General features: G+C 72.1%; 24 protein-coding genes. 10 read left to right on the top strand and 14 right to left on the bottom strand.

The window, feature by feature from the left end; translation table 11 throughout:
* Nucleotide 1 precedes the first annotated feature (1 nt).
* Together AB0300_RS02565 and AB0300_RS02560 are read right to left on the bottom strand one after the other, a co-directional pair.
* The gene (locus tag AB0300_RS02565) at nucleotides 2–277 is read right to left on the bottom strand and encodes a hypothetical protein (protein WP_366215385.1); all 276 of its coding nucleotides are present in this window, start codon (nucleotides 275–277) and stop codon (nucleotides 2–4) included.
* Nucleotides 274–1,836, bottom strand: coding sequence for a PspC domain-containing protein (locus tag AB0300_RS02560; protein ID WP_366215384.1), 1,563 nt, complete (start codon nucleotides 1,834–1,836; stop codon nucleotides 274–276). The genes AB0300_RS02565 and AB0300_RS02560 overlap by 4 nt, the downstream gene beginning before the upstream one ends.
* 114 nt (nucleotides 1,837–1,950) lie before the next feature.
* On the opposite strand from AB0300_RS02560, the gene AB0300_RS02555 reads away from it, so the two are divergent.
* Together AB0300_RS02555 and AB0300_RS02550 are read left to right on the top strand one after the other, a co-directional pair.
* The gene (locus AB0300_RS02555) at nucleotides 1,951–3,177 is read left to right on the top strand and encodes an ATP-binding protein (protein WP_085606452.1); all 1,227 of its coding nucleotides are present in this window, start codon (nucleotides 1,951–1,953) and stop codon (nucleotides 3,175–3,177) included.
* Nucleotides 3,170–3,829: a response regulator transcription factor gene (locus tag AB0300_RS02550; protein ID WP_366215383.1), complete on the top strand. Its 660-nt coding sequence runs from the start codon at nucleotides 3,170–3,172 to the stop codon at nucleotides 3,827–3,829. The genes AB0300_RS02555 and AB0300_RS02550 overlap by 8 nt, the downstream gene beginning before the upstream one ends.
* Nucleotides 3,830–3,835: 6 nt before the next feature.
* Here the strand turns inward: AB0300_RS02550 and AB0300_RS02545 are convergent, their stop codons facing one another.
* The 5 genes from AB0300_RS02545 to AB0300_RS02525 form a co-directional block, all read right to left on the bottom strand.
* Complete coding sequence (locus AB0300_RS02545; protein ID WP_025102471.1) at nucleotides 3,836–4,243, bottom strand: DapH/DapD/GlmU-related protein; 408 nt, start codon at nucleotides 4,241–4,243, stop codon at nucleotides 3,836–3,838.
* A gap of 81 nt (nucleotides 4,244–4,324) precedes the next feature.
* Nucleotides 4,325–5,098, bottom strand: a complete 774-nt coding sequence (locus AB0300_RS02540) for a DNA-formamidopyrimidine glycosylase family protein (RefSeq protein WP_249521604.1) — start codon at nucleotides 5,096–5,098, stop codon at nucleotides 4,325–4,327.
* Nucleotides 5,098–5,892: an EI24 domain-containing protein gene (locus tag AB0300_RS02535; RefSeq protein WP_249521603.1), complete on the bottom strand. Its 795-nt coding sequence runs from the start codon at nucleotides 5,890–5,892 to the stop codon at nucleotides 5,098–5,100. Before AB0300_RS02535 ends, AB0300_RS02540 begins: the two co-directional genes overlap by 1 nt.
* Before the next feature lie 46 nt (nucleotides 5,893–5,938).
* A complete protein-coding gene (locus AB0300_RS02530) occupies nucleotides 5,939–10,522 on the bottom strand; it encodes an ATP-dependent helicase (RefSeq protein WP_366215382.1) in 4,584 nt (1,527 codons plus the stop codon).
* Between the two features lie 150 nt (nucleotides 10,523–10,672).
* Nucleotides 10,673–12,301, bottom strand: coding sequence for an ATP-binding cassette domain-containing protein (locus AB0300_RS02525; protein ID WP_366215381.1), 1,629 nt, complete (start codon nucleotides 12,299–12,301; stop codon nucleotides 10,673–10,675).
* Between the two features lie 281 nt (nucleotides 12,302–12,582).
* Between AB0300_RS02525 and AB0300_RS02520 the strand changes: the two genes are divergently transcribed.
* On the top strand, nucleotides 12,583–12,852 hold the full coding sequence (locus tag AB0300_RS02520) for a hypothetical protein (RefSeq protein WP_126893276.1): 270 nt from the start codon (nucleotides 12,583–12,585) through the stop codon (nucleotides 12,850–12,852).
* On the opposite strand, the gene AB0300_RS02515 is transcribed toward AB0300_RS02520, so the two are convergent.
* Entirely contained in the window at nucleotides 12,825–13,505 is a 681-nt protein-coding gene (locus AB0300_RS02515) for an alpha/beta fold hydrolase (RefSeq protein WP_366215380.1), read from the bottom strand. The genes AB0300_RS02520 and AB0300_RS02515 overlap by 28 nt on opposite strands.
* A 65-nt stretch (nucleotides 13,506–13,570) precedes the next feature.
* Here AB0300_RS02515 and AB0300_RS02510 point away from each other — a divergent pair, with 65 nt between their 5' ends.
* Entirely contained in the window at nucleotides 13,571–14,176 is a 606-nt protein-coding gene (locus tag AB0300_RS02510) for a DUF4916 domain-containing protein (RefSeq protein WP_025102462.1), read from the top strand.
* A gap of 210 nt (nucleotides 14,177–14,386) precedes the next feature.
* Complete coding sequence (locus tag AB0300_RS02505) at nucleotides 14,387–16,162, top strand: hypothetical protein (RefSeq protein ID WP_366215379.1); 1,776 nt, start codon at nucleotides 14,387–14,389, stop codon at nucleotides 16,160–16,162.
* Nucleotides 16,163–16,292: 130 nt separating this feature from the next.
* Here the strand turns inward: AB0300_RS02505 and AB0300_RS02500 are convergent, their stop codons facing one another.
* Nucleotides 16,293–17,360: a low specificity L-threonine aldolase gene (locus AB0300_RS02500; protein ID WP_025102460.1), complete on the bottom strand. Its 1,068-nt coding sequence runs from the start codon at nucleotides 17,358–17,360 to the stop codon at nucleotides 16,293–16,295.
* Nucleotides 17,361–17,420: 60 nt separating this feature from the next.
* Here AB0300_RS02500 and AB0300_RS02495 point away from each other — a divergent pair, with 60 nt between their 5' ends.
* Nucleotides 17,421–18,854 carry an MFS transporter gene (locus AB0300_RS02495; protein WP_338566679.1) on the top strand — a complete coding sequence of 478 codons (1,434 nt, stop codon included), beginning with the start codon at nucleotides 17,421–17,423 and terminating at the stop codon, nucleotides 18,852–18,854.
* 36 nt (nucleotides 18,855–18,890) lie between these two features.
* On the opposite strand, the gene AB0300_RS02490 is transcribed toward AB0300_RS02495, so the two are convergent.
* Together AB0300_RS02490 and AB0300_RS02485 are read right to left on the bottom strand one after the other, a co-directional pair.
* Nucleotides 18,891–19,550, bottom strand: coding sequence for an SDR family oxidoreductase (locus tag AB0300_RS02490; protein WP_249521597.1), 660 nt, complete (start codon nucleotides 19,548–19,550; stop codon nucleotides 18,891–18,893).
* Nucleotides 19,551–19,652: 102 nt separating this feature from the next.
* Nucleotides 19,653–21,104: a DUF6421 family protein gene (locus AB0300_RS02485; RefSeq protein WP_366215378.1), complete on the bottom strand. Its 1,452-nt coding sequence runs from the start codon at nucleotides 21,102–21,104 to the stop codon at nucleotides 19,653–19,655.
* 72 nt (nucleotides 21,105–21,176) lie between these two features.
* On the opposite strand from AB0300_RS02485, the gene AB0300_RS02480 reads away from it, so the two are divergent.
* Nucleotides 21,177–21,635, top strand: a complete 459-nt coding sequence (locus AB0300_RS02480; RefSeq protein ID WP_126893279.1) for an Lrp/AsnC family transcriptional regulator — start codon at nucleotides 21,177–21,179, stop codon at nucleotides 21,633–21,635.
* A gap of 7 nt (nucleotides 21,636–21,642) precedes the next feature.
* Here the strand turns inward: AB0300_RS02480 and AB0300_RS02475 are convergent, their stop codons facing one another.
* Entirely contained in the window at nucleotides 21,643–22,668 is a 1,026-nt protein-coding gene (locus AB0300_RS02475; protein WP_315106915.1) for a DUF5937 family protein, read from the bottom strand.
* 45 nt (nucleotides 22,669–22,713) lie between these two features.
* On the opposite strand from AB0300_RS02475, the gene AB0300_RS02470 reads away from it, so the two are divergent.
* Genes AB0300_RS02470 through AB0300_RS02460 form a run of 3 tightly spaced genes read left to right on the top strand, consistent with a single transcriptional unit; the run spans nucleotide 22,714 to nucleotide 24,383 of the window.
* Entirely contained in the window at nucleotides 22,714–23,073 is a 360-nt protein-coding gene (locus tag AB0300_RS02470) for a cupin domain-containing protein (protein ID WP_366215377.1), read from the top strand.
* Between the two features lie 14 nt (nucleotides 23,074–23,087).
* Nucleotides 23,088–23,378: a DUF4287 domain-containing protein gene (locus AB0300_RS02465; RefSeq protein WP_062765313.1), complete on the top strand. Its 291-nt coding sequence runs from the start codon at nucleotides 23,088–23,090 to the stop codon at nucleotides 23,376–23,378.
* Between the two features lie 36 nt (nucleotides 23,379–23,414).
* Nucleotides 23,415–24,383 (top strand): 1,4-dihydroxy-2-naphthoate polyprenyltransferase, encoded by a 969-nt coding sequence (locus AB0300_RS02460; protein ID WP_366215376.1) that lies wholly within the window; start codon nucleotides 23,415–23,417, stop codon nucleotides 24,381–24,383.
* A gap of 140 nt (nucleotides 24,384–24,523) precedes the next feature.
* On the opposite strand, the gene AB0300_RS02455 is transcribed toward AB0300_RS02460, so the two are convergent.
* Complete coding sequence (locus AB0300_RS02455) at nucleotides 24,524–24,814, bottom strand: DUF4229 domain-containing protein (RefSeq protein WP_249521593.1); 291 nt, start codon at nucleotides 24,812–24,814, stop codon at nucleotides 24,524–24,526.
* A gap of 9 nt (nucleotides 24,815–24,823) precedes the next feature.
* On the bottom strand, nucleotides 24,824–25,750 hold the full coding sequence (locus AB0300_RS02450; protein WP_303708827.1) for a hypothetical protein: 927 nt from the start codon (nucleotides 25,748–25,750) through the stop codon (nucleotides 24,824–24,826).
* Nucleotides 25,751–25,810 lie beyond the last annotated feature (60 nt).

Here is a 25,810-nt window from a genome sequence, read left to right as displayed (position 1 = left end):
GCTACTCGGTGTCCTCTGAGTCCTCGGCGGGGGAGTTCCGCTGGGTCCGCCGGACCAGTCCGGCGACACCGCCGACGAGGAACAGGGCCCCCGCCGTGAGGAGCACGATCGTGAGCAGGGTGGCGGGAGTCATCGTCCCGACGCCGTCGGCCAGCGCGGCGCGGCGCTCCGCATCGGTGAGGAACCACAGCGCCCCCGCGGCGATCGCGGCGAAGGTCGTCCCCCAGATGACGGCTGCCCAGCGCACCCGGGGTACGGTCATGGTCTCGGTGCTCATTCCTGGCCCTCCTCGGGCTCCTGCAGGGTCACGACGATGACGCCGCTCGCCTGGTCGATGGTCACGGGCTGGATCGTCGAGGGACTGCCCTCCTCGGCGGAGATGTTCGCGGAGATGACGTTCTCGTCACCCCGCGGCGTGGCGGCGATGACGCCGGTGTCCATGACCATCGGATCGTCCGGATCGACGCGGAGCCAGCTCACCTCCACTCCGTCGCCGACGGTGCCGCGGAGCTGCAGCTGTACGCCGGCGTCGACGAAGATCTCGGTCCGCCCCGACCCCTTCTCGATCTCGATGGGGCGGGGGCCGCCGTCGTGCCGGTGGAGCTGCAGGTACAGGTCGCCGAACGGCTGTCGGACGTGCGCCTCCTGGTTGTTCGTGAGAGAGGCGTACCCGAGGGTGAGGCCGGGCATCGTGGACAGGAAGCCCGTGAGGAGACCCGCGGCCAGCGTCACCACGGTGAGGAAGGCCAGGGCGCCGCTGCGGCGACGGAGGGCTCCGGCCGTGATCATCGCCAGGGCCAGGACCAGCGCGCCGGACAACAGCCCCAGCGCGCCGCCGAAAGCTTCACCGACGGCGAGTCCCACGCCGGCGCCGACGACGATCGCGAGTCCGAGGGCGGTCATGACGAAGGCGAAGCCGGCGCGCGGATTCGACGCGCGGCGGATACGTCGGCGCTCCGCGGCTGCGGCGGCGAACACGGCCGCCTCGGCCTGACGCTCCCGGCGGAGCTGGTCGCGTGCGGCTCGCTCCGCATCCTGCTGCTGGCGGCGCCAGGCCTGATCCTGCTCCTTCCAGGCGGCGTGCTGGGCGCGCCAGGCCTCCAGCGCGGCGGGGTCCTGGGTGCCCGGAGGCAGGGGTGCGGGAGGTGCGGGAATGGCGAGGACGTCGTGCCCGACGGCGTCGGCGAGCGGTACCGAGACCGGACCATCCGTCGCCATGGAGGGAATGGCGTCCGCCCCCGTGGCGGGACCCGAACCCGCGTCGGGGGCGGACGCGGCCGGGGCCGCCGGATCTGCGGAAGCCCCCGCCGGATCCGGCGCGGAAGCGCCCGGAGTGCGGCGCGCGGCACGCACGATGAGGAAGAGCAAGGCGGCGGCGAGCACGAGCCCGACCACCCAGGTGACCGTCGACAGTGCCGACCAGCCGTCGTATCCGAGGCCTAACAGGCGCCCGGTGAGCGGCGCCGTCGGGAAGAGGCCGATCACGGCGAGGGCGAGGATGCCGAGCTGCACGGGGTCGTACCGGCGCTGCAGCAGATCACGCAGATGCACGCGGCCGTCGACGTCCGGCAGCACCGCCCAGGCGAGGGCGTACAGGAACAGGGCCGGAAGGCCGAAGAGGGCGGCGACGACGAGGACCCCGCGCACGATCAGCGGATCGATGCGGAGGCGGATCGCGATGCCCGCCGCGACACCGCCGAGCCAGCCGTCGGTGCGCACCACCCCGAGGCCGGCGACCCACAGCAGGAACCGGTCGGCGCCGCGCGGTCGACGGGGCGCTTCCGGTGCCGGTGCCTCGTGGTCGGCGGGCGGTGGCGGAGCGGTCGGAATCGTCATGAGTCGATCCTCGCGGTCGGCGGCGCCGCGGGGCCATGGGGGGATCCCCTGAGCGCACCCTGATTCCGCGACGGGGAGGTCCCGGAGAGCGGAGGCGGATGATTGGATGACCGTATGCCCTCCGCCGTCTCCACGCTCCCCGGCCCCGCGCCGGCGACCGCGCGTCCGGCGCTGACCCGCGATCGCGATGCTCTCGTGACCGGAGTGAGCGCCGGGCTCGCACGCCACCTCGGTGTGCGCGTCGGGCTGGTGCGGGCGCTGTTCGTCGCCCTGACGCTCTGCGGCGGCGCGGGTGTGCTCCTGTACGCCTGGTGCTGGACCTTCATGCCGTGGACGGAGGGGACGACGGCGCCGACGCATCGCCTCCCGGTCGCCTGGCTCCTGCTGGTCCCCGCGGCCGTCGGTGCCCTCGTCGTCGTGGTGTGGCGCGGGGGCAGCGACTGGCTGAACGGCTCGATCCCTCCGGGAACGGCGGCCGTGGTCGTCGGCGGCACCACGCTGTGCGCGACCGCCTCCGGGCTGTGGGCCACGCTCATCGATCGCACCGACACGGCCCGCGGCCCTCGGCACACCACCACCGTCCGCATCCTCGCGGTGCTCATCCTCGGCCTCGTGGTCCTCCTGCTCCTCTCGTGGCCGATCGCGCGCTCGGGTGTCGTGCTCGTGCTGCTCCCGCTGGCCGGGCTGGTGGCGGTGGTGGCCTCGGCCCTCATCCCGCGCTGGCGGGAGCTGGCGGGGGAGCGCGTGCGCCGCATCCGGGAGGAGCAGCGCAGCGTCATGGCCGCCCACCTGCACGACTCGGTGCTGCAGACGCTCGCCCTCATCCAGAACCGGGCCGGGGCATCGAGCGAGGCGGCACGGCTGGCCCGCGCGCAGGAGCGGGAGCTGCGTGCCTGGCTGTACGACGGCGATGCTCCGGCGGACAGCGACCTGCCGACCGACCTGCGCGACTACGCCGGAGCGCTCGAGATCGACCACCCGGTCCGGATCGAGGTGGTCTCGGCCGGGCTGTCGGCGGAGCGGGCGAGCGGGGAACTGGCGGCCGCGGCCCGGGAGGCGATGCTGAACGCCGCCCGGCACGCGGGCGGCGAGATCTCCGTCTACATCGAGGGTCGTGTCGACGGCGTCGACGTGTTCGTCCGCGACCGCGGTCCCGGATTCCGGCTCGACGAGGTGCCCGGCGATCGGCTCGGCGTGCGGGAGTCGATCATCGGGCGGCTGCGTCGCGCGGGCGGCACGGGGTCGGTGCGCAGCGACGACGCCGGTACCGAGGTGCATCTGCGCCTGCCCACCATCTCGTCCCCGGAGCGGGGACCGATCCGACAGGAGCCCCGTGGCTGACCGTCTCCGCGTCGTGATCGTCGACGACCACTCCATCTTCCGCTCGGGCCTGCGGGCCGATCTCGATGCGAGCGTCGAGGTCGTGGGCGAGGCGGCGGACGTGTCTTCAGCGATCGCCGTGATCGTGGAGACGGCCCCGGACGTGGTGCTCCTCGATGTGCACCTCCCCGGCGGTGAGGGCGACGACGCGACGGGTGGGGAGGCCGTGATCCGAGGGACGCGACCGACCACGACGCGGTTCCTCGCCCTGAGCGTCTCCGATGCGGCGGCCGACGTCGTGCGGGTGATCCGGGCCGGGGCGCGCGGCTACATCACCAAAGGCTCCTCGGGCCGCGAGGTGAGCGACGCCGTGCGCGCCGTCGCCGAGGGGGACGCGGTGTTCTCGCCGCGGCTCGCGGGGTTCGTGCTCGACGCGTTCGGCGCCGTGGCCGGCGAGACGGCCACCGCGACGGACGAGCTCGACCGCCTCTCCTCGCGCGAGCAGGAGGTGATGCGACTGATCGCCCGCGGCTACGCGTACAAAGAAGTAGCCGCAGCCCTCTTCATCTCGATCAAGACCGTCGAGACGCACGTGTCGTCCGTGCTGCGCAAGCTGCAGCTCTCCTCCCGCCACGAGCTCACCGCGTGGGCCTCGGAGCGGCGACTGCTCTGAGAGCGGTCAGGCCGCCAGCCAGAGACCCTTCTGATCGGTGGCGACGGTGAGCCCCGCCGCGACCGTCTCGTCGTCGCCGATGCGGGCGCCTCGCACGATGCGGGCCCCGGCGCCGATGTCGGTGCGGACGCCGACGTGCGCGTGATCGCCGACCGCCGCGCCCTGGCCGACGTGCGCGTGGGCGTCGATGTACGCGCCCTCGCCGATCACGGCGTCCTCGTCCACCCACGCACCGCGGGCGACGATGGCCCCCGCTCCGACGCGTGCTCCCGGTTCGATGTAGGCTCCCGCCTCGATGTGCGCCTTCGGATGCACCTTGGCGCCATGCGCGACGAGACCGCGACCGTTGGCGTGCTTGCGGTACCGCAGCGTCGCTCCGTGGTCGTTCTCGATGTCGACGTAGTTCTTGCCCACGATTCCTCCCGTGCTCCGGAGTTCTCCGGATATATCAACAACCACGGGAGGGGGAGATTCATTCCCGCGGATGGATACGGCTCAACGCTGACACCGAGGGCACCAGAACGTGATCCGCTCGCGGGTCGGATCGGCCCCCAGCTCCCCGCGGCGGATGAGGGTTCCGCAGCGTCGGCAGGGGCGTCCGGCGCGTCCGTAGACCCACGTCGCCTGCCCTGGGCGGTCGATGCCGGTGAAGGTGCGGTTGCGGCGGTCGCGGTTCGCGCGGATGGTCCGCACGCCCAGGTCGAGGAGGGCGGCGACGTCGACCTCCGGGGTCGGAGTGGTCGGCAGGATTCCGCGGAGGAACAGGAGTTCTGCCGCGTACTCGTTGCCGAAGCCCGCGACGTTGCGTTGATCGAGCAGGGCGACGTGGATGGCCCGGGTGTCGGCGCCGAGTCGGCGCGCGGCCTCGATCGGGTCCCAGTCGGCGGCGAGGGGGTCGGGGCCGAGGTAGCCGACGAGGTCGTCTTCATCGCGGGTGGGGACGACCTCGACGTCGGCGATGTCCACGCCGACCGCCTCGCGCTCCGCCGTGCCCACGATCGCCCGCACCTTGAACGCGGGATGCCGCCACTTCTCGCCGGGCCGGTACACGAACCAGGCGCCGTCCATGCGCAGATGCGAATGCAGCGTGCTCTCGCCGATCCGCAGCAGCAGGTGCTTCCCGCGAGGGACGGCGCCCTGCACGCGCTGTCCGGTCAGATCGAGGGTCGCGAAGCGCGGCACGCGGAGGTCGAAGCGCGTGACCTCGCCGCCCGCGAGGGCCTCGTCCAGGCGGCGGGCCGTGCGGAAGACGGTATCGCCCTCAGGCATCAGGCGATCCCGGTCGTGCGGTCGTGCCGTCCCGGCGCCGGTGCGGGGGTGGCGACCGCGAGCGGGGTGCGGGCCTGCATGTCGCGCGCCAGCATCGTGCTTCCCGCGACCGCGGCCGGCATCACGGCGACGGCGCCGCCCGGGATGAGGAAGCAGAGCTGGGTGGCGACGCCGAAGCCGAGCACGCGGGCGCGACTGCCGGAGAACAGCGCGGCGCGGGCGGCGGGGCTGAGATCGCGCGCATCGAAGGCTCGACCGGTCAGCTCCCGCGCGAGCAGGCGGCCCGTGAGGACCACGCCGGACACCGCGCCGAGGACGCCGCCGACACCGGGCACGAGGCCGACGAGGAGCACGAGGAGGGCGATGAGGATGCCGAGCACGACCAGTCGGAGACCTTCACCGACGGTGGTCCAGAAACTGCCGCCGTCGACGGGAGGCGGGTCGCCGAGGTCCTTCTCCACGGCGTGCCAGATCCGCTGGTAGAACGGGTCGCCGATCGTGAGGGTGAGGGCGCTGAACACCGAACTGGCCAGCGCGAGCGCCGCGGCGACCACCACGAGGCTGACCGCGGTCCGCAGGAACCCGCGCCAGGGCTCGACCCATCCGTCGGCGAAGGGGGTGAGCCAGGCCGACAGCGAGGGCATCGACAGGATCAGCGGCACGAGGACGGCGGCGAGGAGCACGAGCGCGATGATCGCGGGGACGAGCCCGAGCGCCATCAGGCCCGGACGAGTGCGCCACACGCCGAAGCCGCGGAACAGGGTGCGGACGCCGGCGGCGAACTCTCGGATCATGGCTCCAGGGTAGGGGTGGGTCGGTGGTGGTCGTGGTGAGGCCGGGTCAGACGGCCTTGCGGAGCGTGAAGCCGCGCGGCGTCTGCACGAAGCCCGCCTCCTGCAGAGCCCGCCCGAGGATCGTGCCGTAGACCCCCTCGCCGTTCACCTTCTCGACGGTGAGGGTGTCGAGGCGGCGGTCCCTGGCCGTCGTCGCGAGGTCGGCGGCGGCGGCCTGCAGGACCTCCTCGTCGTCCGTGAAGCACAGCACGGTCCGTCCGCCGCGCTCGAGTGACAGGACGAGGGCGCCGTCGACGAGCACCACGAGGCCCCCGGCCTTGCGGCCGGGTCGATGCGACACGCCCTCGAGCTTCGGCCACCCGAGCGCCGCGCCGTACGGGTTCGCCGGGTCGGTGGCCGCCAGGGTGACGGCTTTCCGCGGTGGTGGGTCGGCGAGGCCGGCGTACGTGCGGAGGCGGTCGACCGTGGCGGAGGCGGCGAACTGCGCGGCGCCGAGCTTCTCGATCACGTAGCCGCGGCGGCAGTGCCCCGCCTCCTCGAACCCGGCCAGCACGCGGTACGCCTGGGCGAATCCGCCGGGGACGCCCTCCGACTGCACGGCTCCGCGGGTGACCACCCCGTAGCGGTCGAGGAGCAGTCCGGCGGTGACGGTCGCGCGCCGCGCCGGATCGGTCTCGACCTCGGGGAGCAGCGACCAGCGACCGCCGATGGAGGTCGGGCGCGGAGCGGTGCGCGTGAGCGACATGCCGCGATAGGTGCGCGCACGCGGGGCGCGGCGCTTGACCTTGTGGGCCTGGGAGCCCCCGGTCAGCAGCGAGCGGATCGGCGCGAACGTGTCGTTGGTGACGTGCCCGGACCACGTCAGCGACCACAGGGCCTCCAGCACCGACTGCTCGTTCTCGGCGCCGGTCATCTCCTTGAGCTGCGCGGCGAAGTAGGCGCCGCCCGCCGCGAGGGCCGCGAGGAGGCGCGCCTCCAGCGACTCCGCGGCGATCTCCGCGTCCGGATCGGGGAGGGTGAACGGGGCGAGATCGGCCGGGTGCAGCGAGACCCACCCGTCGCGCCCGGGAAGCGTGCCGTGTCCCGACCAGATCACCTCGCCCGCGGCCGTGAGCTCGTCGAGCATCGCCGGGGTGTAGTCGCGCACCCGCGACGGCAGGACGAGCGACTCCCAGGCGCTGGCGGGGATCGGGACGCCGGCGAACTGCTCGATCACCGTGAGCACGCCGTCGATGCCCTCCAGGGGTCGACCGAGATGCTGCCAGTCCGGCAGGAACCGCGCATAGGCCTCCGGGGAGACCGGCTCGACCGACCCGCGGATCGCCGCGAGCGACCGCATCCGCAGCCGCCGCAGCACCTCGGTGTCGCACCACTCGATGTCGTCGCCGCTGCCGGCCGCGGTGGGGAGGAAGTACCCGCTCGTGAGGCGGCCGTTCGTCTCCAGACGTTGCAGGGTGTGCCGGGCGACCGCGGTGCCGAGACCGAAGCGCTCGGCGACGGCTGCGGTGGTGAAGGGGCCGTGGGTGCGGGCGTGACGGGCCACGAGGTCGCCGAGGGGATCCGCCAGGGGCTCGAGGAAGGCCACGGGGATGCCGGTCGGCAGGGCCGCTCCGAGCGCGTCGCGCAGGCGCCCGGCGTCCTCGATCGCGGCGACCCTGGTCACCCCGGCGATCGTGACGGGGATGGCCCGCCGCGCGGTTACGAGGTCGTCGAGCAGCGTCGCCGCGGTCGCTCCGCCGGTGGACTCCGGATCGAGGCGTGCCGCCACCTCGTCGGCGTCGAGCGGTCCGAGCAGCCGGAGCAGGTCGGCGACGCCCTCCAGGCCGCGCGCCCGACGCTCCGGGTCGAGGCGCTGGGCCTCGCGCTCGAACTGCGCGATGACGTCGGGGTCGAGGAGCTCGCGCAGCTCGACCGTGCCCAGCAGCTCCCCGAGCAGCGCGGGATCGACGGACAGGGCGGCCGCTCGGCGCTCGGCCAGCGGCGAGTCGCCCTCGTACATGAACGCGCCGACGTAGCCGAAGAGGAGGTCGCGCGCGAAGGGCGACGGCTGTCCCGGCTGGGTCTCGACGAGGCGGATGCGGCGGTCGGCGATGCTCGTCGCGAGCTTCCTGAGCGACGGCAGATCGTAGACGTCCTGCAGCACCTCGCGCAGGGTCTCCAGGATCACGGGGAAGGTGGGATGCCGGCGGGCGACCTCGAGGAGCTGGGCCGAGCGCTGGCGCTGCTGCCAGAGCGGCGTGCGGCGGTTGGGGTTCGTGCGGGGCATGAGCAGCGCCCGCGCGGCACACTCGCGGAACCGCGAGGCGAACAGCGCCGAGCCGCCGACCTCCTGCGTGACGAGCTGCTCCAGCTCGTCCGGATCGAACACGAAGAGCTCCGCACCGGGCGGCTCGGACTCGGCGTCGGGGATGCGCACGATGATGCCGTCGTCGCTCGCCACCGCGGAGCCCTCGACGCCGAGACGCTCCCGCACGCGCGCATTGATGGCGAGCGCCCAGGGCGCATGCACCTTCATGCCGTACGGGGAATGCAGGATGACGCGCCAGTCGCCGACCTCGTCGTGTCCGCGCTCCACGGTGAGCGTACGGTCCGTCGGCAGGGTGCCCGTGGCGTCCCGCTGCTCGGAGAGATGCGCGAGGAGGTTGGCGCGCGCCTGCTCGTCGAGTCCGGCCGCGATGAGCCGCTGCTCCGCCTTCTCCGGCTTCGCGGCGGACACCTCGCGGGAGAACGCCCCGAGCGCCTCGCCCAGCTCGAACGGGCGGCCGATGCCGTCGCCGTGCCAGAACGGCACCTTGCCGGGCTGGCCGTAGGCGGGGATGACGTTGACCCGGTCGTGGGTGATCTCGGCGATGCGCCAGCTCGTGGTGCCGAGGGTGAAGACGTCGCCGACGCGGGACTCGTAGACCATCTCCTCGTCGAGCTCGCCCACTCGGGCGCCCGTGGACTCGCCGGCCACGAAGACGCCGAACAGCCCCCGGTCGGGAATGGTGCCGCCGCTGGTGACCGCGATCCGCTGTGCCCCCGGGCGGCCCGTGAGCGTGCCGGCGTCGCGATCCCAGACCAGGCGCGGGCGCAGCTCGGCGAACTCGTCGGACGGGAAGCGGCCGGCCAGCAGGTCGAGCGTGGCCTCGTACGCGGAGCGGGGGAGCGACTGGAACGGGGCGGAACGGCGGACGGTCTCGAACCACTCCTCGACGCTGATCGCTCCGAGGGCGCTGGCCGCGACGGTCTGCTGGGCGAGGATGTCGAGCGGGTTCCGCGGCACCTGGATGGCCTCGATCTTCCCCGCGAGCATCCGCTCCGTCACGATCGCGGTGTGCAGCACGTCCCCGCGGTGCTTGGGGAACAGGGCCGCGCGGCTGATCTCGCCGACCTGGTGCCCGGCCCGTCCCACGCGCTGGAGCCCGGAGGCCGCGGACGGCGGCGCCTCGACCTGGATCACGAGGTCGACGGCGCCCATGTCGATGCCGAGCTCCAGGCTGCTCGTGGCGACCACGCAGCGGAGCACCCCCGACTTCAGCTCCTCCTCGACCTGCGCGCGCTGCTCCTTCGACACCGAGCCGTGGTGAGCCTTGGCGAGCACGGGATCCGCGCCGGCGGTCGACCCCGCCTGTGCCATCATCGCGGCGGGCATGGTCGGCTCCGGAAGAGCGATCCCGATCCGCTCCGCATAGATCTCGTTCAACCGTCCGGTCAGCCGTTCGGCGAGGCGGCGGGAGTTCGCGAAGACGATGGTCGAGTTGTTCTGGAGGATGCGGTCGACGATCGCCTCCTCGACGTGCGGCCACACCGAGCCGGTGACCTCGGTGTACTCCGCATCGATCCCCGGGGCCTCCGGCGGCGCCCCGGGCGGGGGTGGCGGGTTGGTCATGTCGTCCATCGGCACGACGACGCCGAGCTCGAAGGTCTTCGATGCCGGGGGAGCGACGATCTCGACCGGGTCGGCGCCGCCGAGGAAGCGCGCGACCTCGTCGATCGGGCGGACGGTGGCCGAGAGGCCGATGCGCTGCGCTGCGGTCTCCGCGCCGTGGGAGCGGCGGAGGGCGTCGAGGCGCTCCAGGCTCACCGCGAGGTGCGCGCCGCGCTTGGTGGCGGCGACCGCGTGCACCTCGTCGATGATGACCGTGTGCACGTCGCGCAGGGTGTCGCCGGCCCGGCTCGTGAGCATGAGGTACAGCGACTCGGGCGTCGTGATGAGGATGTCGGGCGGATCGGACACGAGCTTGCGGCGATCGCTCGACGTGGTGTCACCGGAGCGGACGCCCACCGTGATGCCGGGGGCGGTGAGACCGAGTCGCCGCGCGGACTGCCCGATGCCGATGAGGGGCGAGCGCAGGTTGCGCTCCACGTCGACGCCGAGGGCCTTGAGCGGGGAGATGTACAGGATCCGCGTGCGGGACCCGTCCTTCTTCGGCTCCTCCGGGAGGTCGGCGCGCTCGCGGAACACGCTGTCGATCGCCCAGAGGAACGCCGACAGGGTCTTGCCGGAGCCCGTCGGAGCGACGACGAGGGCGTGCTTGCCGGCGGAGATCGCCTCCCACGCCCCCGCCTGCGCCGGCGTGGGTGCGGTGAAGGCACCCCGGAACCAGTCCTGTGTGGCCGGGGTGAAGCGGTCGAGCACGTCGCTCATGCCTCCATCATTCCCGACCCCACCGACATCCGGCCCGGACCTTGACACCCGGCTGCGCCACCCGCACGACCTCGTTCCGCCCGCACGACGGAACCACGGTTCCGGTCGTGCGGGCGGACCCGGGTCGTGCAGACGGAACGACGGATGACGTCACCCGACCTCCCGCAACCCGCCGTCGGCATCGATCTCCAGGGTGAGGTCGAGGTCGAGCCGGGCGAGGAAGGCGTCGTCGTGACTCACGACGAGCACCGCCCCGCGGTACGCCCGCAGCGCCTCGACGAGCTGGTCGACCGTGTCGAGGTCGAGGTTGTTCGTCGGCTCGTCGAGGACGACGAGGTGCGGAGCCGGATCCGTGAGGAGCAGCCGGGCCAGGGCGACCCGGAACCTCTCCCCGCCCGAGAGCGCCGACACTGGGCGGTCGGTCGTCCCGCCCCGGATGAGGAACCGGGCGAGCCGGTTGCGGAGCTCCTTCTCCGGGACCTGGGGTGCCGCGGCGGCCACGTTCTCGAACACGGACAGGCCCTCGTCGAGACCGTCCACCCGCTGCGGCAGGTAGCCGATCCGGTCGGTGAGCGCCTCCGCCCGCAGTTCCGGTCGTTCCGACGCCTCGTCTTCGGAGTCGGGCGCGGCGCCGGAGACCAACCGCTCCAGCAGCGTCGTCTTGCCGGCGCCGTTCCGGCCGATGAGGGCCACGCGCTCGGGACCCTGGATCACCCACGACCGCTCCGGTCCGCCGAGCTCGGCGATCCGCCGGCTCCGCGACACGTCGGGGTCCGGCAGCTCGATCTTCATCGAAGCGTCGGAGCGGACCCGTCGCCCCGCGGCATCGTGTGCCGCGCGGGCCGCGTCCTCCTTCGCGCCGACCTCGGTGCGCAGCCTCCCCGCGGACACCTCGGCGGCCATCTTGCGACCGTGCGCGACGATCTTCGGAACGCGCTTCTCGATTTCGGCCTTCTTGGCGGTCCGGGCCCGGTGGGCGAGCTTGACCTCGGCCTCGATCCGCTGCCGCTTCTCCTTGCGGAGCACCTGGGCGGCGGCGACCTCGGCCTGCTTCGCCGCGTCCTGCTCCGCGTCGAGCCACGCGCGCCACTCGGAGTAGGGGCCGCCGAACACGGAGAGGTTCCGTCCGTACAGCTCGGCGGTGTCGTCCATGAGCTCGAGCAGAGCGAGGTCGTGGCTCACGACGATGAGCGTGCCCTTCCACGACTGCACCATCGCGGCGAGGGCCGCCCTGGCGTCGCGGTCGAGGTTGTTCGTCGGCTCGTCGAGGAGGGTGATGGGAGCCCGGCGCAGCCGGATGCCGGCGATCGCGACGAGCACGGCCTCCCCTCCGGACAGCTCACCGACCGTGCGGTCGAGGAAGGCGGGGGCGAGCCCGGCCTCCGCGAGGGAGGCCTCCGCCCGCGCCTCGATGTCCCAGTCGTCGCCGACCGCGTCGAAGTGCGCGGGGTCGACGTCACCGGCGGCGATGGCCCGCACGGCATCGAGGGCGGCCGTCACCCCGAGGAGGTCGGACACCCGGCGGTCCACGTCGAGGGTGAGCTGCTGGGGGAGGAAGGCGACCTCGCCCGAGGTGGTGAGCGTTCCGGAGGTGGGGGCGAGCTCCCCGGCGATCAGCCGGAGCAGCGTGGACTTGCCGGCGCCGTTGCGGCCGACCAGTCCCGTGCGCCCGGCGCCGAAGGCTCCGGACACGCCGTCGAGGGCGACCGTGCCGTCGGGCCAGGTGAGGGAGAGGCGGTCGAGGACGACGGCGGCGTGCGGGGAAGAGGGCTGTGACATGGGGTGTCTCCTGTCGAGTGCGAGGGTGCACTGACACCGAGCCCTTCGGACCGTGGAGTCACGGAAGCGGAGGAGGGCATCTGCCGGGGAGTCGGCGATCGTCGGGTCAGCGCGCGAGAAGAGGGGCGCGGAGGCGACGATTCAGATCAAAGGACTTCCAGACACGGCGGACAGGACGCCACGACGATACCCGGGCGTGTCGCGCCGCGCAACTCCCGGGCGTGTCGCCGCTCCGTCGCGCGGGGGATGCGGGGCCGCGCGACGGCTCGTACCGTGGAGGCATGGCAGATGATCGGAACCCCAGTCCCGACGAAATGCGCGCACGGACGGGCCTCGGCATCGGTCTCGCGGTGGGCATGGCCATCGGTGTCTCGATGGGGATGGCGCTGGGCAACTGGATCCTCGGCATCGGGATCGGTCTCGCGATCGGCGTCGCCCTGTCCGTGGCGTTCCGCGGTTCCGCGGGCGGCAGGGGAGACGCGGCGGAGGGCGATGTCGAAGACCCGGACTCCGCTGACGGCGCTCAGGACGGCCGGGACCCGTCCGCCTGATCCGCGCCGATCCCCTCGACCCAGGTCGTGAGGAACCGGTGCACGTCGCCGAGCTCCTCCTCGGAGATGCTGTGGGTCAGTCCGCTGTAGACGCGACCGGACAGGGACGTGTGCGTGGGGAGCCATTGCGCCGTGTGGGCGATCAGCGGCGCGGGGATGACGTCGTCGTGGGAACCGCGGCCCCAGAACACCGGGGGGCTGACCTCCGCGAGGCACGCATCGCCGGGGAGGGCGTCCGGGGCGGCGTAGCCGCTCAGCGCGACGACCGCGCCGAACCGTTCGGGGGCCAGCCGCAGGGCCTGGAGTGACACCGCGGCGCCCTGGGAGAACCCGAGCAGCGCCACCGACGGCGCGTCCGCCGCGGCGTCGTCGAGCCAGCGCAGGAACGCCCCCGCCGCGAGGGTGACGGCGGCGGAGCTGCGTCCGTCGAGCCCCTCGATCGGGTACCAGGAGCGACCGGGGGTCGGCCACGGCGGGGTCAGTGGTGCGGCGACCGAGGCCACGGCGACGCCGGCGGGGAGATACGGGACGATGCCGAAGAGGTCGTGCTCGTCGGCGCCGTACCCGTGCAGCAGCACGAGCAGCGGGAGCCCGGCGCGGTCGGTGTGCGACCAGCGCGTCGCCGCATCGTCGATCGTCAGGTTCTCGGTCACACCGTCATCCTGCCAGGGCTCGCGCCGGTGCTGCCATCGACGAGGACGGCTGGTAGAAAGGAGGCATGGCGGTGCGCACACCCGATCCGGAGCCGGAGCCCGAAGACGAGGGCCTCGGTTCGTTCCGCGATGCGAACCCGCCGGTGCCGGATGCGAACCCCGGCTGGCTGAGCGACGTCGAGCTGGAAGAGGCCCGGCGCCACCTTCCGATGCTCTACGTCGAGGCGATCCCCGTGCGCACGGACGGCTCCGGTCAGGTCACCGAGATCGGCGTGCTGCTGCGGTCCACCCCGCTCGGCGAGATCACACGCACGATCGTGTCGGGCCGGGTGCGCTTCGGCGAGACGATCCGCGACGCGTTGTTCCGCCACGTCGAGAACGACCTCGGTCCGATGGCCTTCCCGCTCCTGCCGCCGCAGCCGCTGCCGTTCACGGTGGCCGAGTACTTCCCGATCCCGGGGGTGAGCGCGTATCACGACGACCGTCAGCACGCCGTCTCCCTCGCCTTCGTGGTGCCCGTGACCGGGACGTGCGAGCCGCGCCAGGACGCCCTCGAGGTGACGTGGTTCTCCCCGGAGGCCGCCGCCTCCGACGCCGTCGCCGCCGAGATGGAGGGCGGCCGCGGCACCCTCATCCGCCACGCGCTCGCCAGCCTCGGCCTCCTCCGCTGACGCTCGTTCTTCTCCCCGAGACCCCGGGTTCGCGTCGAGACCCCTGTGTCGCCACGCGCTCAGGGCGGGGTCTCGGCGAGAACCCGGGGCCTCGGCGGAAGATGAAAGCTTGTCTTCGGAGCGGGGGAACCGGTATTCATGACGAAGGTGATCTGCTCAGAACGCCCTGATCCGCGCGGTCGATGACCGCGTCCGTCCCGAAGGATGCCCATGGCGTTCGCCGCTCCGCTCCGCCGTCCCCGTGCGCTGGCCATCACGGTCGCCGCCGCCCTCCTCGCCTCCGGTCTGATCTTCGTCGCGACACCCGCGACCGCGGCCACGACCGCGCTCGACCCGGCCTTCCCCGGCGTCGCGGAAGCGCTCCCCACCGCGGTCGCCGCGGCCGCGGACGTCGCCGCGTCTCCCGGACAAGCCGACCCCGAGAGCACCGCCACCGTCTCCGGTCGCGTCACGTTCCCGACCGGCGTCGACGTGTCCCGAGGCCGCACCTTCGTCGCGGCCTACGCTCCCGGCACCGGCGTCCCCGTCGCGGCCGCTGCCGTCACCGACGGCTCGTACTCCCTGCGCGTGCCGCAGGGCGACGTCGTCCTCGGTGTGGTGTCCGAGGGGCGCGCCGTCTTCGACCAGGGCGGTCCGCAGAGCGGCGAGGTCCTGGCGGTCGGGCCCGAGGGTGTCGTCCGCGACGTGCAGCTCGAGCGCTCGGCCCTGATCTCCGGAAGCGTGACCGCGCCGAAGGGGACCGACATCACCGGGCAGCGCGTCGTCGTCGCCGTCTACCCGGTCTCGGGGGCGGGGACCGTGGTGGGTGCCGCCGTCCCCGTGACCGACGCCGGCACCTTCGCCGTCGGCGGACTGCCCGCGGGCGCGTACCGCGTGGCTTTCGTCTCGGGAGCTGCGGGAGCGGTCTCGGAGTGGTGGGACGATGCTCCTCGTTTCGAGAAGGCGCGGACCATCACGCTCGCCGCCGGGGCCACGCAGTCCGGAGTCGTCGCCGCGCTCGAGCCGCTGCACCGCATGGAGACCTCCGTTCCCACGATCAACGGGACGGCGACGGTCGGGCAGACGCTCCGTGCGGCGCCGGGGGCGTGGACGTCGGGCGCCGCGCTCGGATACCAGTGGTACGCGAACGGCGTCGCGATCTCGAAGGCCACCGCGTCGTCGCTCACCCTCACCACCGCGCACGCCGGAGCCCGCATCACCGTGCGCGTGACCGGGAAGAAGGCGGCCTTCGCGTCGGCGACCGTCGCGTCGGCGGCGACGTCGGCCGTGCTGCGCGTGCTGACCGCGCCGACCCCCGCGATCACCGGCACCGCCACGGTCGGACAGACGCTCAAGGTCAAGACCGGGACGTGGACGGCGGGGACGCGGTTGACCTTCCAGTGGTACGTCGACGGCGTGGCCGTCGCCCGAGCGACCGGGACCTCCTTCAAGATCCCGTCCTCCGCGGCGCTGAAGCCGGTGACAGTCGTCGTCTCCGGGACCAAGTCGGGGTACGCCGCAGCATCGAAGCGCTCGAAGCCGACGGCCGCCGTCAAGGGGATCCTCTCCGCGCCGACGCCCCGGATCACCGGCTCCGCGATCGTGGGCTCCCGTCTCACGGCGGTCGCGTCGACGTGGACCGGCGGCACGCGGCTGAGCTACCAGTGGTACCTGAACGGTCGCGCGATCGCGCGGGCGACCGGCTCCACGCTGGTCGTCACGGCGGCCATGGTGAAGTCGAGGATCACGGTCAAGGTCACCGGGACGAAGAGCGGCTACGTCACGGCCGCGCGCACCTCCGCGCAGACCGCCGCCGTGACGTATCCCGCCCGCACCACGCCGGTCTCCACGTGGAACTGCCCCGCCTGGGCTCCCATCAAGGGCAACGCGCAGTCGATGATCTACCACGTGCGGAGCGGGGCGTACTACGCGAAGACAAAGCCCGAGGTGTGCTTCTCCACGGAGAGCGCCGCCGTCAAGGCCGGTTACCGCAAGTCGAAGCGGTAGCCGTCCCTCCGCCGAGACCCCGGCTTCCCGCCCATACCCCGGCGTCGACCCACGGATACCCCGGGGTCTCGACGCGAACCCGGGGTCTCGGCGATCAGGGGGCGGGGCGGGATCAGGGGGCGGGGCGGGGTCAGGGGCGGGTGAGGCGGGCGAGGGCGTCGACGAAGGCGTCGACGTCGGACTCCTCGGTGTCGAAGCCGCACATCCAGCGCACCTCGCGGCGGGCGGCGTCCCAGTCGTAGAAGCGGAACACGTCGCGGAGCTGATCGGCGACGCCCTCGGGCAGGGTCGCGAACACGCCGTTCGCCTGCGTCGGCTGCGTGAACTCCACCCCGACGATCGATCCGTCGGCGAGGCCGTCCTCGATCCGCGCGCGAAGCCGGGCCGCCATGGCATTGGCGTGCCGGGCGTTCCGCAGCCACAGGTCGCCGTCGAGCAGGGCGATGAGCTGCGCCGAGACGAAGCGCATCTTCGACGAGAGCTGCATGTTGAACTTGCGGGCGTAGTTGAGGCCCACGGCGGCGTCCGGGTTCAGCACGACGATGGCCTCGCCGAGCATGGCGCCGTTCTTCGTACCGCCGAAGGTCAGCACGTCCACCCCGGCGTCGGTCGTGAACGCCCGCAGGGGCAGATCGAGGGCGGCTGCCGCGTTCGACAGGCGCGCGCCGTCGACGTGCAGCTTCATGCCGCGCGCGTGGACGTGATCCGCGATCGTGCGGATCTCCTCCGCGGTGTACAGCGTGCCGAGCTCGGTGGACTGCGTGATCGAGACCACGAGCGGCTGTGCCCGGTGCTCGTCGCCCCAGCCCCAGGCCTCGCGGTCGATGAGCTCGGGGGTGAGCTTGCCGTCGTCGGTGGGGACGGTGAGGAGCTTGAAGCCGCCGATCTTCTCCGGCGCTCCGCCCTCGTCGACGTTGATGTGCGCGGTCGAGGCCGCGATCACGGCACCCCAGCGCGGCAGCATCGACTGCAGACCGGTGACGTTCGCCCCGGTGCCGTTGAACACGGGGTACGCAGCGGCGGTGTCGCCGAAGTGCGCCTGGAACACCTCCTGCAGGCGGGCGGTGTAGGCGTCCTCGCCGTAGGCCACCTGATGGCCCCCGTTCGCGGCCGCGAGGGCCGCCAGGACCTCGGGGTGGATGCCGGAGTAGTTGTCACTGGCGAAGCCCCGGATGGCGGGGTCGTGCGGGATGCTCACCGGACAAGCCTAATCGCCTTCCCCTACCGGATGTCCGAAGCCCGCTCTACCCTCGAACCCATGGAACGCAGCGCGGCGAAGACCGCTTTCGCGAACGTCCTCGTCAACACGTTGATCGCCAACGTCACGACGAGCTTCCTGTGGTTCGCCCTCACCTTCTGGGTCTACATCGAGACCCGGTCGGTGCTGGCCACGGGCATCATCGGCGGTGCCTACATGCTGTTCGTCGCGTTCTTCGCGATGGTGTTCGGCACCATCGTCGACCGTCATCGCAAGCACCGCGTCATGCTCCTGTCGAGCGTCATCTCGGCGGCGGCGTTCCTCGTCGCGGGCGTTCTCTACCTCTGGCAGCCCGAGGCCTCCCTGCTCGACCTCGGCGGACCGTGGTTCTGGCTGTTCTCCGGCGTCATCCTGTTCGGCGGGGTGATCGAGCAGCTCCGCAACATCGCGCTGTCCACCACGGTGACGCTGCTGGTGCCGGAGGAGAAGCGCGCCAACGCCAACGGTCTCGTCGGCACGGTGCAGGGGCTCGCCTTCCTCGTCACGAGCGTCTTTTCCGGCCTCTCCATCGGCTTCCTCGGCATGGGGTGGACCCTGGGGATCGCGATCGCGGCGATGGCCCTCACCTTCGCGCACCTGCTGTTCATCCGGATCCCGGAGTCCGAGCCCGAGGTCGACCCGGAGGCGAAGAGCGCCGTCGACTTCCGCGGCAGCGTCCAGGCGATCCGCCAAGCTCCCGGACTGTTCGCGCTCATCGTCTTCTCGACCTTCAACAACCTCATCGGCGGCGTCTACATGGCGCTCATGGATCCGTACGGGCTCACGCTCTTCGACGCGCAGATGTGGGGGTTCGCCCTGGCCTTCGCGTCGACCGGATTCCTGATCGGCGGGGGACTGGTGGCCAAGTTCGGCCTCGGCAGGAAGCCCGTGCGCACGATGTTGCTCATCGTGATCGCGATGGGACTCCTCGGGGCGATCTTCATGCTGCGCGAGTGGTGGCCGCTGTACGTCCTCGGCATGTGGGTGTACATGGCGCTCGTGCCGCCCGTCGAGGCCGCGGAGCAGACCGTGATCCAGAAGGTCGTCCCGTTCGCGCGCCAGGGACGGGTGTTCGGCACCGCGGCCGCGATGGAGGCGGCGGCGGCCCCGATCACCGCGTTCCTCATCGCCCCGATCGCCGAGTTCCTCGTGATCCCGTACATGGACAGTGCGCAGGGGCAGCGGCAGTGGGGGTGGCTCCTCGGCGAAGGTGAGGCGCGCGGCATCGCGCTCATCTGCCTCTTCGCGGGTCTGATCATGGTGGTCGCTGCGACCCTGGCCTTCTTCACCCGGTCGTATCGCACGCTCACCGAGCTGTACGCGACCGCCCCGGATTCAGCTCCCGACGAGGCTCCCGAACAAGCCGCCGACGGTGCACACGAAGCGACCGGCGAACCGGACACGTTCCGCGACGCCCCGCCGATCGTCCCCGGCATACCGCCCGAGTCCCGGTGACGATCCGAGCCCCGGTGGCGGTCCGAGGAGCGGGTTTCAGCCCAGGTCGAGCACCCGGTCGTTGAGGTCCGCGGCGTCGGTGTCCCAGAGCCCGACGAGACGCGCCGCGAGAGCCTCGGGATCGAGGGCCTTGGCGCGGAACACGACGGCAGCGGTCCGCAGCGGTTCGTCCCCCTCGCGTGCCGCCTTGGCGTACCCCTGAGCGACGGCGCGGGTCCACGCTTCGCTCGCCGCCTTGACCGCTGCATAGTTCGCTCCGCCGGCGAGGGGGCGTGCAACGGCGGTCGACGACACGATCGCGAATCGTCCGGCAGCGGAGGCGCGGAGGGATCCGTCGAAGGCGCGGCTCGTCGCCCGCACCGCCTCCAGCGCCGGCAGCAGCGCCGCGAAGTCGTCGTCGGTCTGTCCGGCGAGTCCGCCACCGCCCCGCCAGCCGCCCACGAGGGGCACGACCGCATCGACGGCGTCGAGCCGCGCGGCGAGCGCCGTCATCTCGGCGAGGGAGGTCGCATCGGCGAGCTCGGTCTCCGCCCCCGCCTCGGCCAGCGGACGCAGCCGCTCGTCCGTGCGGCCGGTGGCGAGCACCCGGGCCCCCGCGTCGCGCAGCGCCCTCGTCGCCGCGAGGCCCGCCGCGCTCGTCGCCCCCGCCAGCACGACCACCCGGTCCCGGGCTCCCTGGCTCTTCGGCGTCGTCATGCGGTGTCCTCTCGGTCGGAGATGCCTCTGCGGCCGGACCCGGGATCCGGGTCTCCGGCCGCAGAGGGGGTGCGCCCCAGCGTCACAACGGAGCGGTGCGGATCAGTCGTCCGTACCGCGGATGCCGACCGTCGACTCGATGACCGGCTTCATCTTCTTGTCGAGGGTCTCGAAGAACATCGACAGCGGGAACTCGTCGTCCAGGACCGCGTCGGTGTAGCCCTTCGGAGCCCCGGCGAGGACCTCGTCCGACAGGCCGCGCGCCCACTGCGAGGCAGGATGCGGAGTCAGCGTGCCGCGGACCAGCTCGTAGGCGGCGAGCCAGTGCGCGACCTTGGGGCGGTCGATCGAGTGCCAGTACAGGTCGTCGATCGCGTCCCCGAGGGCCACCACGGCGTCCGGCACGTTCTCCCAGTCGAAGGCGAGCGCCGTGTCGGTCCAGTGCAGCACGCCGCGCTGGTGCAGCCAGGCGAACAGGAGCTGACCGCCGACCGCGTCGTAGTTGCGCACGCGCGTGCCGGTGATGGCGAAGCGGAAGATGCGGTCGAAGATCACGGCGTACTGCACGAGGTGCGCGTACTCGTGCATCTCCCGCTCGGTCTCCGTGAGCTCCTCGCCCGCGGCAACCCGGGCGTCCAGCGCCCGCTCGATCTTCACCGACTCGCGGAACGCCGTCATGTCGCAGCGCATCTCCTCCAGCGAGTAGAGGAAGAACGGCATCCGCTGCTTGATCATGAACGGGTCGAACGGCAGGTCTCCGCGCATGTGGGTGCGGTCGTGGATGATGTCCCACATCACGAAGGTCTTCTCGGCGACCTCCTGATCCTCCAGCATCGCCGCCGCACGCTCGGGGAGGTCGAGGTTGGTGATCTCCGAGGCCGCACGGACCACGCGGCGGTAACGGGCGGCCTCACGGTCCTGGAAGATCGCGCCCCAGGTGAAGGTCGGGATCTCGCGCATGGCGACGGTCTCCGGGAAGAGCACCGCGGAATTCGTGTCGTAGCCGGGCGTGAAGTCCACGAGGCGCAGCGAGACGAAGAGCTTGTTGCCGTAGTCGCCCGCCTCGAGTGCGGCGATGAACTCCGGCCAGATGGTCTCGACGATGAGCGCCTCGACCAGGCGGTCGCTGGAGCCGTTCTGCGTGTACATCGGGAAGACCACGAGGTGGCGGATCCCGTCGATGCGGTGTTGCTGCGGCTGGAACGCCACGAGCGAGTCGAGGAAGTCGGGCACGCCGAAGCCCTCGGAGGCCCAGCGCTCGAAGTCGGCGACGGAGGCGGCGAGGTAGTCCGCGTCGTGCGGGAAGGCGGGGGCGAGTGCCCGGATCGCAGCGGTGATCTGCCCGACGAGCGCGGTCGCCTGGTCCTGGGTCGCTGAGCTCGTCGAAGCGCCAGGGATCGAGCCGTCCTTGATCTGCAACTCACGGATGGCGATCGCGGCCTGCTTGAGCTGTGCCCAGGCGGCGGAGTTCTCCGCGATCGACGCATCCTCGACGACCTCGGGTTCGCCGACGACGGCCTGAACAGCGGAACTGTTGGCGGAAACGAGGGACATCGGAACCTCCGATCGCAGTGAAAAACGGAAAGATTCCGGTGATAACGGAATCCTGACGATAATCTTACAGCCATGGATGATTCTGTCGACCGTGCGATCCTGGCGACCATCTCCCGCGACGGGCGGGCGACGCTGTCGCAGCTCTCCGACGCCGTCGGGCTGTCGGTGTCGGCCGTGCAGTCCCGGCTGCGGCGGCTCGAGACCCGCGGCGTCATCACCGGCTACCGCGCGATCCTCGACCCCGAGCAGGTGGGCACTCCGTTGTCCGCCTTCATCGAGATCACGCCGCTCGATCCGGCCCAGCCCGACAACGCCCCCGAGCTCCTGGAGCACCTCGACGCGATCGAGGCCTGCCACTCCATCGCCGGCGACGCGAGCTACATGCTGTTCGTCCGCGTGCCGACGCCGCGCGACCTGGAGCAGCTCGTCCGCGACGTCCGGCTCGCGGCGAACGTGAGCACCCGCACGACCGTGGTCCTGCAGACCTACTACGAGCACCGGCCCATCATCCCCGTCTCGACCGCCGAGTAGGGCGGCGTCAGAGCAGCGCGCCGACGAGCGCCTCGCCCAAGGGGGTGCGCACGTGCTGCATGCGGGAACCGTCCCGCTCGCTCACCACGAGCCCGGCGTCCCGCAGCACGGTGAGATGGTGTGATGCGGTCGACAGCGCAAGCCCCGCATCGGCGGCCACCTCCGAGGTCGTGCGGGGCGTCCCCGCGGTGAGGAGGATGCCGGCGCGCGCCGGGCCGAGCAGGGCGCCCAGGGCGGCCACGGTCTCGGTGGCGTCCCGTGCCCACCCCGCGGTCACACCACGGGCGGGATAGAACAGCGTCGGCTGTGCCGGCGGCTCGGTGAGCACCAGGCAGCCCCAGGACGAGAGGACGGAGGGCACCAGCACGAGGCCGCTGCCGCGACAGTCCACCTCCTCACTGTGCCGGCGGAGCGAGACCCGCACCGCACCCGCGCCCCACGAGACCTGGGGATGGAGGGCGCCGGCCATCCCGGCGATGCCGGTCGTCGCGATCGCCCGGGCACGAACGGCGATGTCGGCCCGGAGGAGGCGCTCCAGCTGAGGCCAGGTCGGTGCCAACGCGGCCTCCCAGACCTCCTCCCAGGCATCGGCGATCATCGCACGGGCGCGCGCCGGCCGGGCGGACAGGTCGCGCAGGGCCTGCCGCTGTGCACCCGTCGAGCGCTGGATCCGCTTGCCGAGGTCGACGCGCAGCGGGTCGAGCGCCGCCTCCCGCAGGGCGGCGACCTCCGCCTCGGGGGTCAGGTCGCCGCGCGGCGTGCTGGTGAGGAAGTCCGGGAGGTAGCCGTCGTCGCCGATCACCGTCGCCAGGAGCGCGAAGGCGTCGCGAGGCAGCCCCTCCCGCGCGGTGCGGAGCCACCCCCACTGCAGGGGGTGCGCCGCCGGCCGGAGGAGCACGCGCACCGCATGCGCCAGTTCGTGCCCGGGGGAGATACCGAACCGCACCGCCTGGATGTCGCCGGGACTCAGGTGGAACTCGACCCGGTGATCCGGGTGGTCGACGCCCTCGACCGGCGCGGAGTTTCGATCCACGTCGAAACTCTAGGAGGTGCGACGCCTGCTGTCGACACTGGGGTCATGACCGAGATCCACGTTCCTCTCCTCGTCCCGAGCGGTACGATCCGCATCGGCACAGGGCGCAGCCGCCGATTCGTCGGCGCCGACCACGGAGCCGCCGTCTCCTACTTCTTCGTCGAGAACCAGCCAGGAGAGGGGCCGGGGCTGCACTGGCACCCCTACTCTGAGACCTGGATCGTGCTCGAGGGCACGGTGCGGATCCGGATCGGCGACGACGTCCTCGTCGCGCGAGCCGGAGACACCGCCACCGCGCCCGCCTTCACGCCACACGGTTTCACCAACGCGGGGACCGGGCTCCTCCGGATCCTGTGCATCCACGCGTCCGACACGATCATCCAGACGTTCCTCGACGAGGACTGAGAGCGGAGACCACCATGTCCTTCCAGGCGTACCTCGACAAGGTCGAGACCCAGACCGGCCTCACGCCGCGGCAGTTCATCGCCCTCGCGCAGGAGCAGGGGTTCGACGAGAGCACGAAGTCCACCGTCGTCCTGAACTGGCTCAAGCAGGAGTACGGCCTCGGCCACGGCCACGCGCAGGCGATGGTCCACGTCATCCTCAAGGGGCCGAAGATCAGCGACAAGCACGTCGGCACGACCGGGGCGCACGCCGACAAGACCGACGAGCTCTGGCTCGACGGCAAGGACAGCAACCCGCACCGCTGAGTTCGCCGCCTCGCCGCGACGACTAGGATTCCGTGGGTGGCAGCATCCTCCCAGCGCAAGAAGAAGTCCGGTCGGCGCACCCCGCCGCGCACCAGCGGCAACCCGGCCAAGCGGCCGGTCGTCGAGGCGGGTCCCGTGACGATCGGCGACTGGATCGGCGCGGCTCGTCTGCGCACGCTGCCTCTGGCGATCGCCCCCGTCGTCATCGGCACGGGAGCCGCGCGCAGCACCGGGCCGGAGTTCCACTGGGTGATCGCGCTCGCGTGCCTCGCCGTCGCGGTCCTGCTGCAGATCGGCGTGAACTTCACCAACGACTACAGCGACGGGATCCGCGGCACCGACGCCCACCGGGTCGGCCCGGCGCGGCTCACGGCCTCCGGGCGGGTGAAGCCGCGCACGGTGCTCGTCATCGGACTCGTGTTCTTCGCGCTGGCCGCGGTGGTCGGTATCGCGATCGTCGTGCGGACCGGGCAGTGGTGGATGCTCGCCGTGGGTGCGGCCTGCATCGTCGCCGCCTGGTTCTACACCGGGGGCAAGAGGCCCTACGGGTACTACGGCCTCGGCGAGGTCTTCGTCTTCGTGTTCTTCGGGCTCGTCGCCACTCTCGGCACCACCTGGGTGCAGGTCTTCATGCTCCCGCAGCAGGCCTGGCTGGGAGCGATCGCCGCCGGACTGTTCGCCTGCGCCGTGCTGCTGGCCAACAACCTCCGCGACATCGATCAGGACCGCGAGGTCGGCAAGCGCACGCTGACGGTCCTCATCGGCCGCCGCGCCACACAGGTCCTCTTCACGCTCTTCGTGCTCGTGCCGTTCGGCATCGCCGTGTTCCTCGCGTTGCTGTTCCCGATCGCCTGGATCGCGCTGCTCGCCCTTCTCGCCGGCCTCCCCGCGATCGTGATCGTCTGGACCTACCGGCAGCCGCGGGAGCTGGTCATCGCCCTCGCCCTGACGTCGCTCACCTCGCTGCTCTACGCGGGCGCCCTGTTCTGGGCCTTCGTCGGCTGACCTGCTCGCCGTCTCCCGCGCCTCGCCGGGCACAGGGACCGAGATGCCGGTCGAACCTATGGTTTAGCCGAGAGTTTTGAGACCCGGTCCAACAATCGGACCTGCCTCGGATCTCCGAAGCTGTGTACGGCGGGCCTGCGTCAGGGGCGGTCGTCGGAGGCGCCGTCGACGAGCTCGTCTTCGGCCGCGGCGTCGGCCTGCCGGCCGGAGACCTTGCCCTGCCGACGCTCATGCAGGCGGGCGGACGCGTCGGAGAGCGGGGTGCGGAGGAACAGCATCGAGATGCTCGCGCCGATGAGGGCCGCGAAGATCGCCGCCAGCCACCAGAACTCGCGGAAGATCGGGAAGAAGAACCACAGGATGGCCAGCGGGACGAGGAACGCCAGCAGGCGCAGCACGGTGTAGACGAGGAGGGGGGCGGGCTTCTTCACCCCTTCAGTCTACGTTCGCGGATCTGTGCCCCCTCCGTGACGCCGGAGCCCGAGAGCCGCGAACGGGATGCCCCGCACCACGCGCCGCCACGGGTGTTCCCCCAGGGTCCACAGCAGCTCGTCATCCGGGTCGAGGGCCAGATCCTCGCAGCCGACCGGCAGGGCCACCGGGTGTCGGGTGAGGGCCTGGCGAGGTCCCGACCACAGCATCCCGGGGCGCAGGTGGTCGGACTGCGACACGAAGTAGCGGTCGCCCCACCGCACGGCCCCCTGCATGTGCCGGATGCCGGGAGTGAACCGCTCGTGTTCGACGAAGCCGTCGTCGGTGCCGTCGGGGATCGTGAACTCGCCGATAGCCCCGGTCTCCTGACCCCGGTACTCGCCGATGAGCACGCGGGGGAGCGGCGTCCCGTCCGCGTCGAACACGCGACCGAGGAAGGAGCACCGCAGCGCCACCGGGTGGCGACGGGTCCGCACCGCGACGACGGTGGTCCGCCGGTCCCGGCGGCTCGTGCCTCCGCGGATCCGCTGCGCCTCCGTGCCGTGCACGCGCCGGAGCGCCCCCAGGTCGAACTCCCAGATGCCCTGCCCCGTCGCCGCCGCGAACAGGCGGTCGCCGAACCAGGCGAGACCGCCCGCATGGATGGGCGCGGGCTGCAGGACGCCGTCGTCGTCAGCGACCGCCAACACGATGTCGATGCGGCGGGCGCGCGCTCGATCCACGAGGACGACCCGCGAGGCGAGGTGGCGACCGGTGCGATCCTGGCGGAACCAGCTCACCGCGAGGGCGCGCCGTCCGCGGCGCTCGCCGACGTCGATGCCCTGGGGGTACCAGCGCTGCGTCCACGAGCGGGCGGTGAGCCAGCGCAGCTCGATGCCGCCCCGCCGGCGGCGCCGACGCATCGGGCGCCACATCGTGTTCCACGGCCAGCGCATCCGTCCATCGTCGCCGATCCGGAGACCGCATGCGAATTTTCACGGATTGACCTAGGTCGA

The organism is Microbacterium sp. NPDC078814 (genome assembly GCF_040702645.1).
GTDB lineage: Bacteria > Actinomycetota > Actinomycetes > Actinomycetales > Microbacteriaceae > Microbacterium.
This window is presented reverse-complemented; position numbering and strand designations above follow the sequence as displayed.

Coding starts and splice junctions, on each gene's coding strand:
- AB0300_RS02525 (WP_366215381.1), bottom strand. CDS start 12,301: ATGTCACAGCCCTCTTCCCCGCACGCCGCCGTCGTCCTCGACCGCCTC.
- AB0300_RS02565 (WP_366215385.1), bottom strand. CDS start 277: ATGAGCACCGAGACCATGACCGTACCCCGGGTGCGCTGGGCAGCCGTC.
- AB0300_RS02480 (WP_126893279.1), top strand. CDS start 21,177: ATGGATGATTCTGTCGACCGTGCGATCCTGGCGACCATCTCCCGCGAC.
- AB0300_RS02530 (WP_366215382.1), bottom strand. CDS start 10,522: ATGAGCGACGTGCTCGACCGCTTCACCCCGGCCACACAGGACTGGTTC.
- AB0300_RS02485 (WP_366215378.1), bottom strand. CDS start 21,104: ATGTCCCTCGTTTCCGCCAACAGTTCCGCTGTTCAGGCCGTCGTCGGC.
- AB0300_RS02450 (WP_303708827.1), bottom strand. CDS start 25,750: ATGCGCTGGCCGTGGAACACGATGTGGCGCCCGATGCGTCGGCGCCGC.
- AB0300_RS02560 (WP_366215384.1), bottom strand. CDS start 1,836: ATGACGATTCCGACCGCTCCGCCACCGCCCGCCGACCACGAGGCACCG.
- AB0300_RS02520 (WP_126893276.1), top strand. CDS start 12,583: ATGGCAGATGATCGGAACCCCAGTCCCGACGAAATGCGCGCACGGACG.
- AB0300_RS02540 (WP_249521604.1), bottom strand. CDS start 5,098: ATGCCTGAGGGCGATACCGTCTTCCGCACGGCCCGCCGCCTGGACGAG.
- AB0300_RS02465 (WP_062765313.1), top strand. CDS start 23,088: ATGTCCTTCCAGGCGTACCTCGACAAGGTCGAGACCCAGACCGGCCTC.
- AB0300_RS02555 (WP_085606452.1), top strand. CDS start 1,951: ATGCCCTCCGCCGTCTCCACGCTCCCCGGCCCCGCGCCGGCGACCGCG.
- AB0300_RS02505 (WP_366215379.1), top strand. CDS start 14,387: ATGGCGTTCGCCGCTCCGCTCCGCCGTCCCCGTGCGCTGGCCATCACG.
- AB0300_RS02495 (WP_338566679.1), top strand. CDS start 17,421: ATGGAACGCAGCGCGGCGAAGACCGCTTTCGCGAACGTCCTCGTCAAC.
- AB0300_RS02535 (WP_249521603.1), bottom strand. CDS start 5,892: ATGATCCGAGAGTTCGCCGCCGGCGTCCGCACCCTGTTCCGCGGCTTC.
- AB0300_RS02510 (WP_025102462.1), top strand. CDS start 13,571: ATGGCGGTGCGCACACCCGATCCGGAGCCGGAGCCCGAAGACGAGGGC.
- AB0300_RS02470 (WP_366215377.1), top strand. CDS start 22,714: ATGACCGAGATCCACGTTCCTCTCCTCGTCCCGAGCGGTACGATCCGC.
- AB0300_RS02490 (WP_249521597.1), bottom strand. CDS start 19,550: ATGACGACGCCGAAGAGCCAGGGAGCCCGGGACCGGGTGGTCGTGCTG.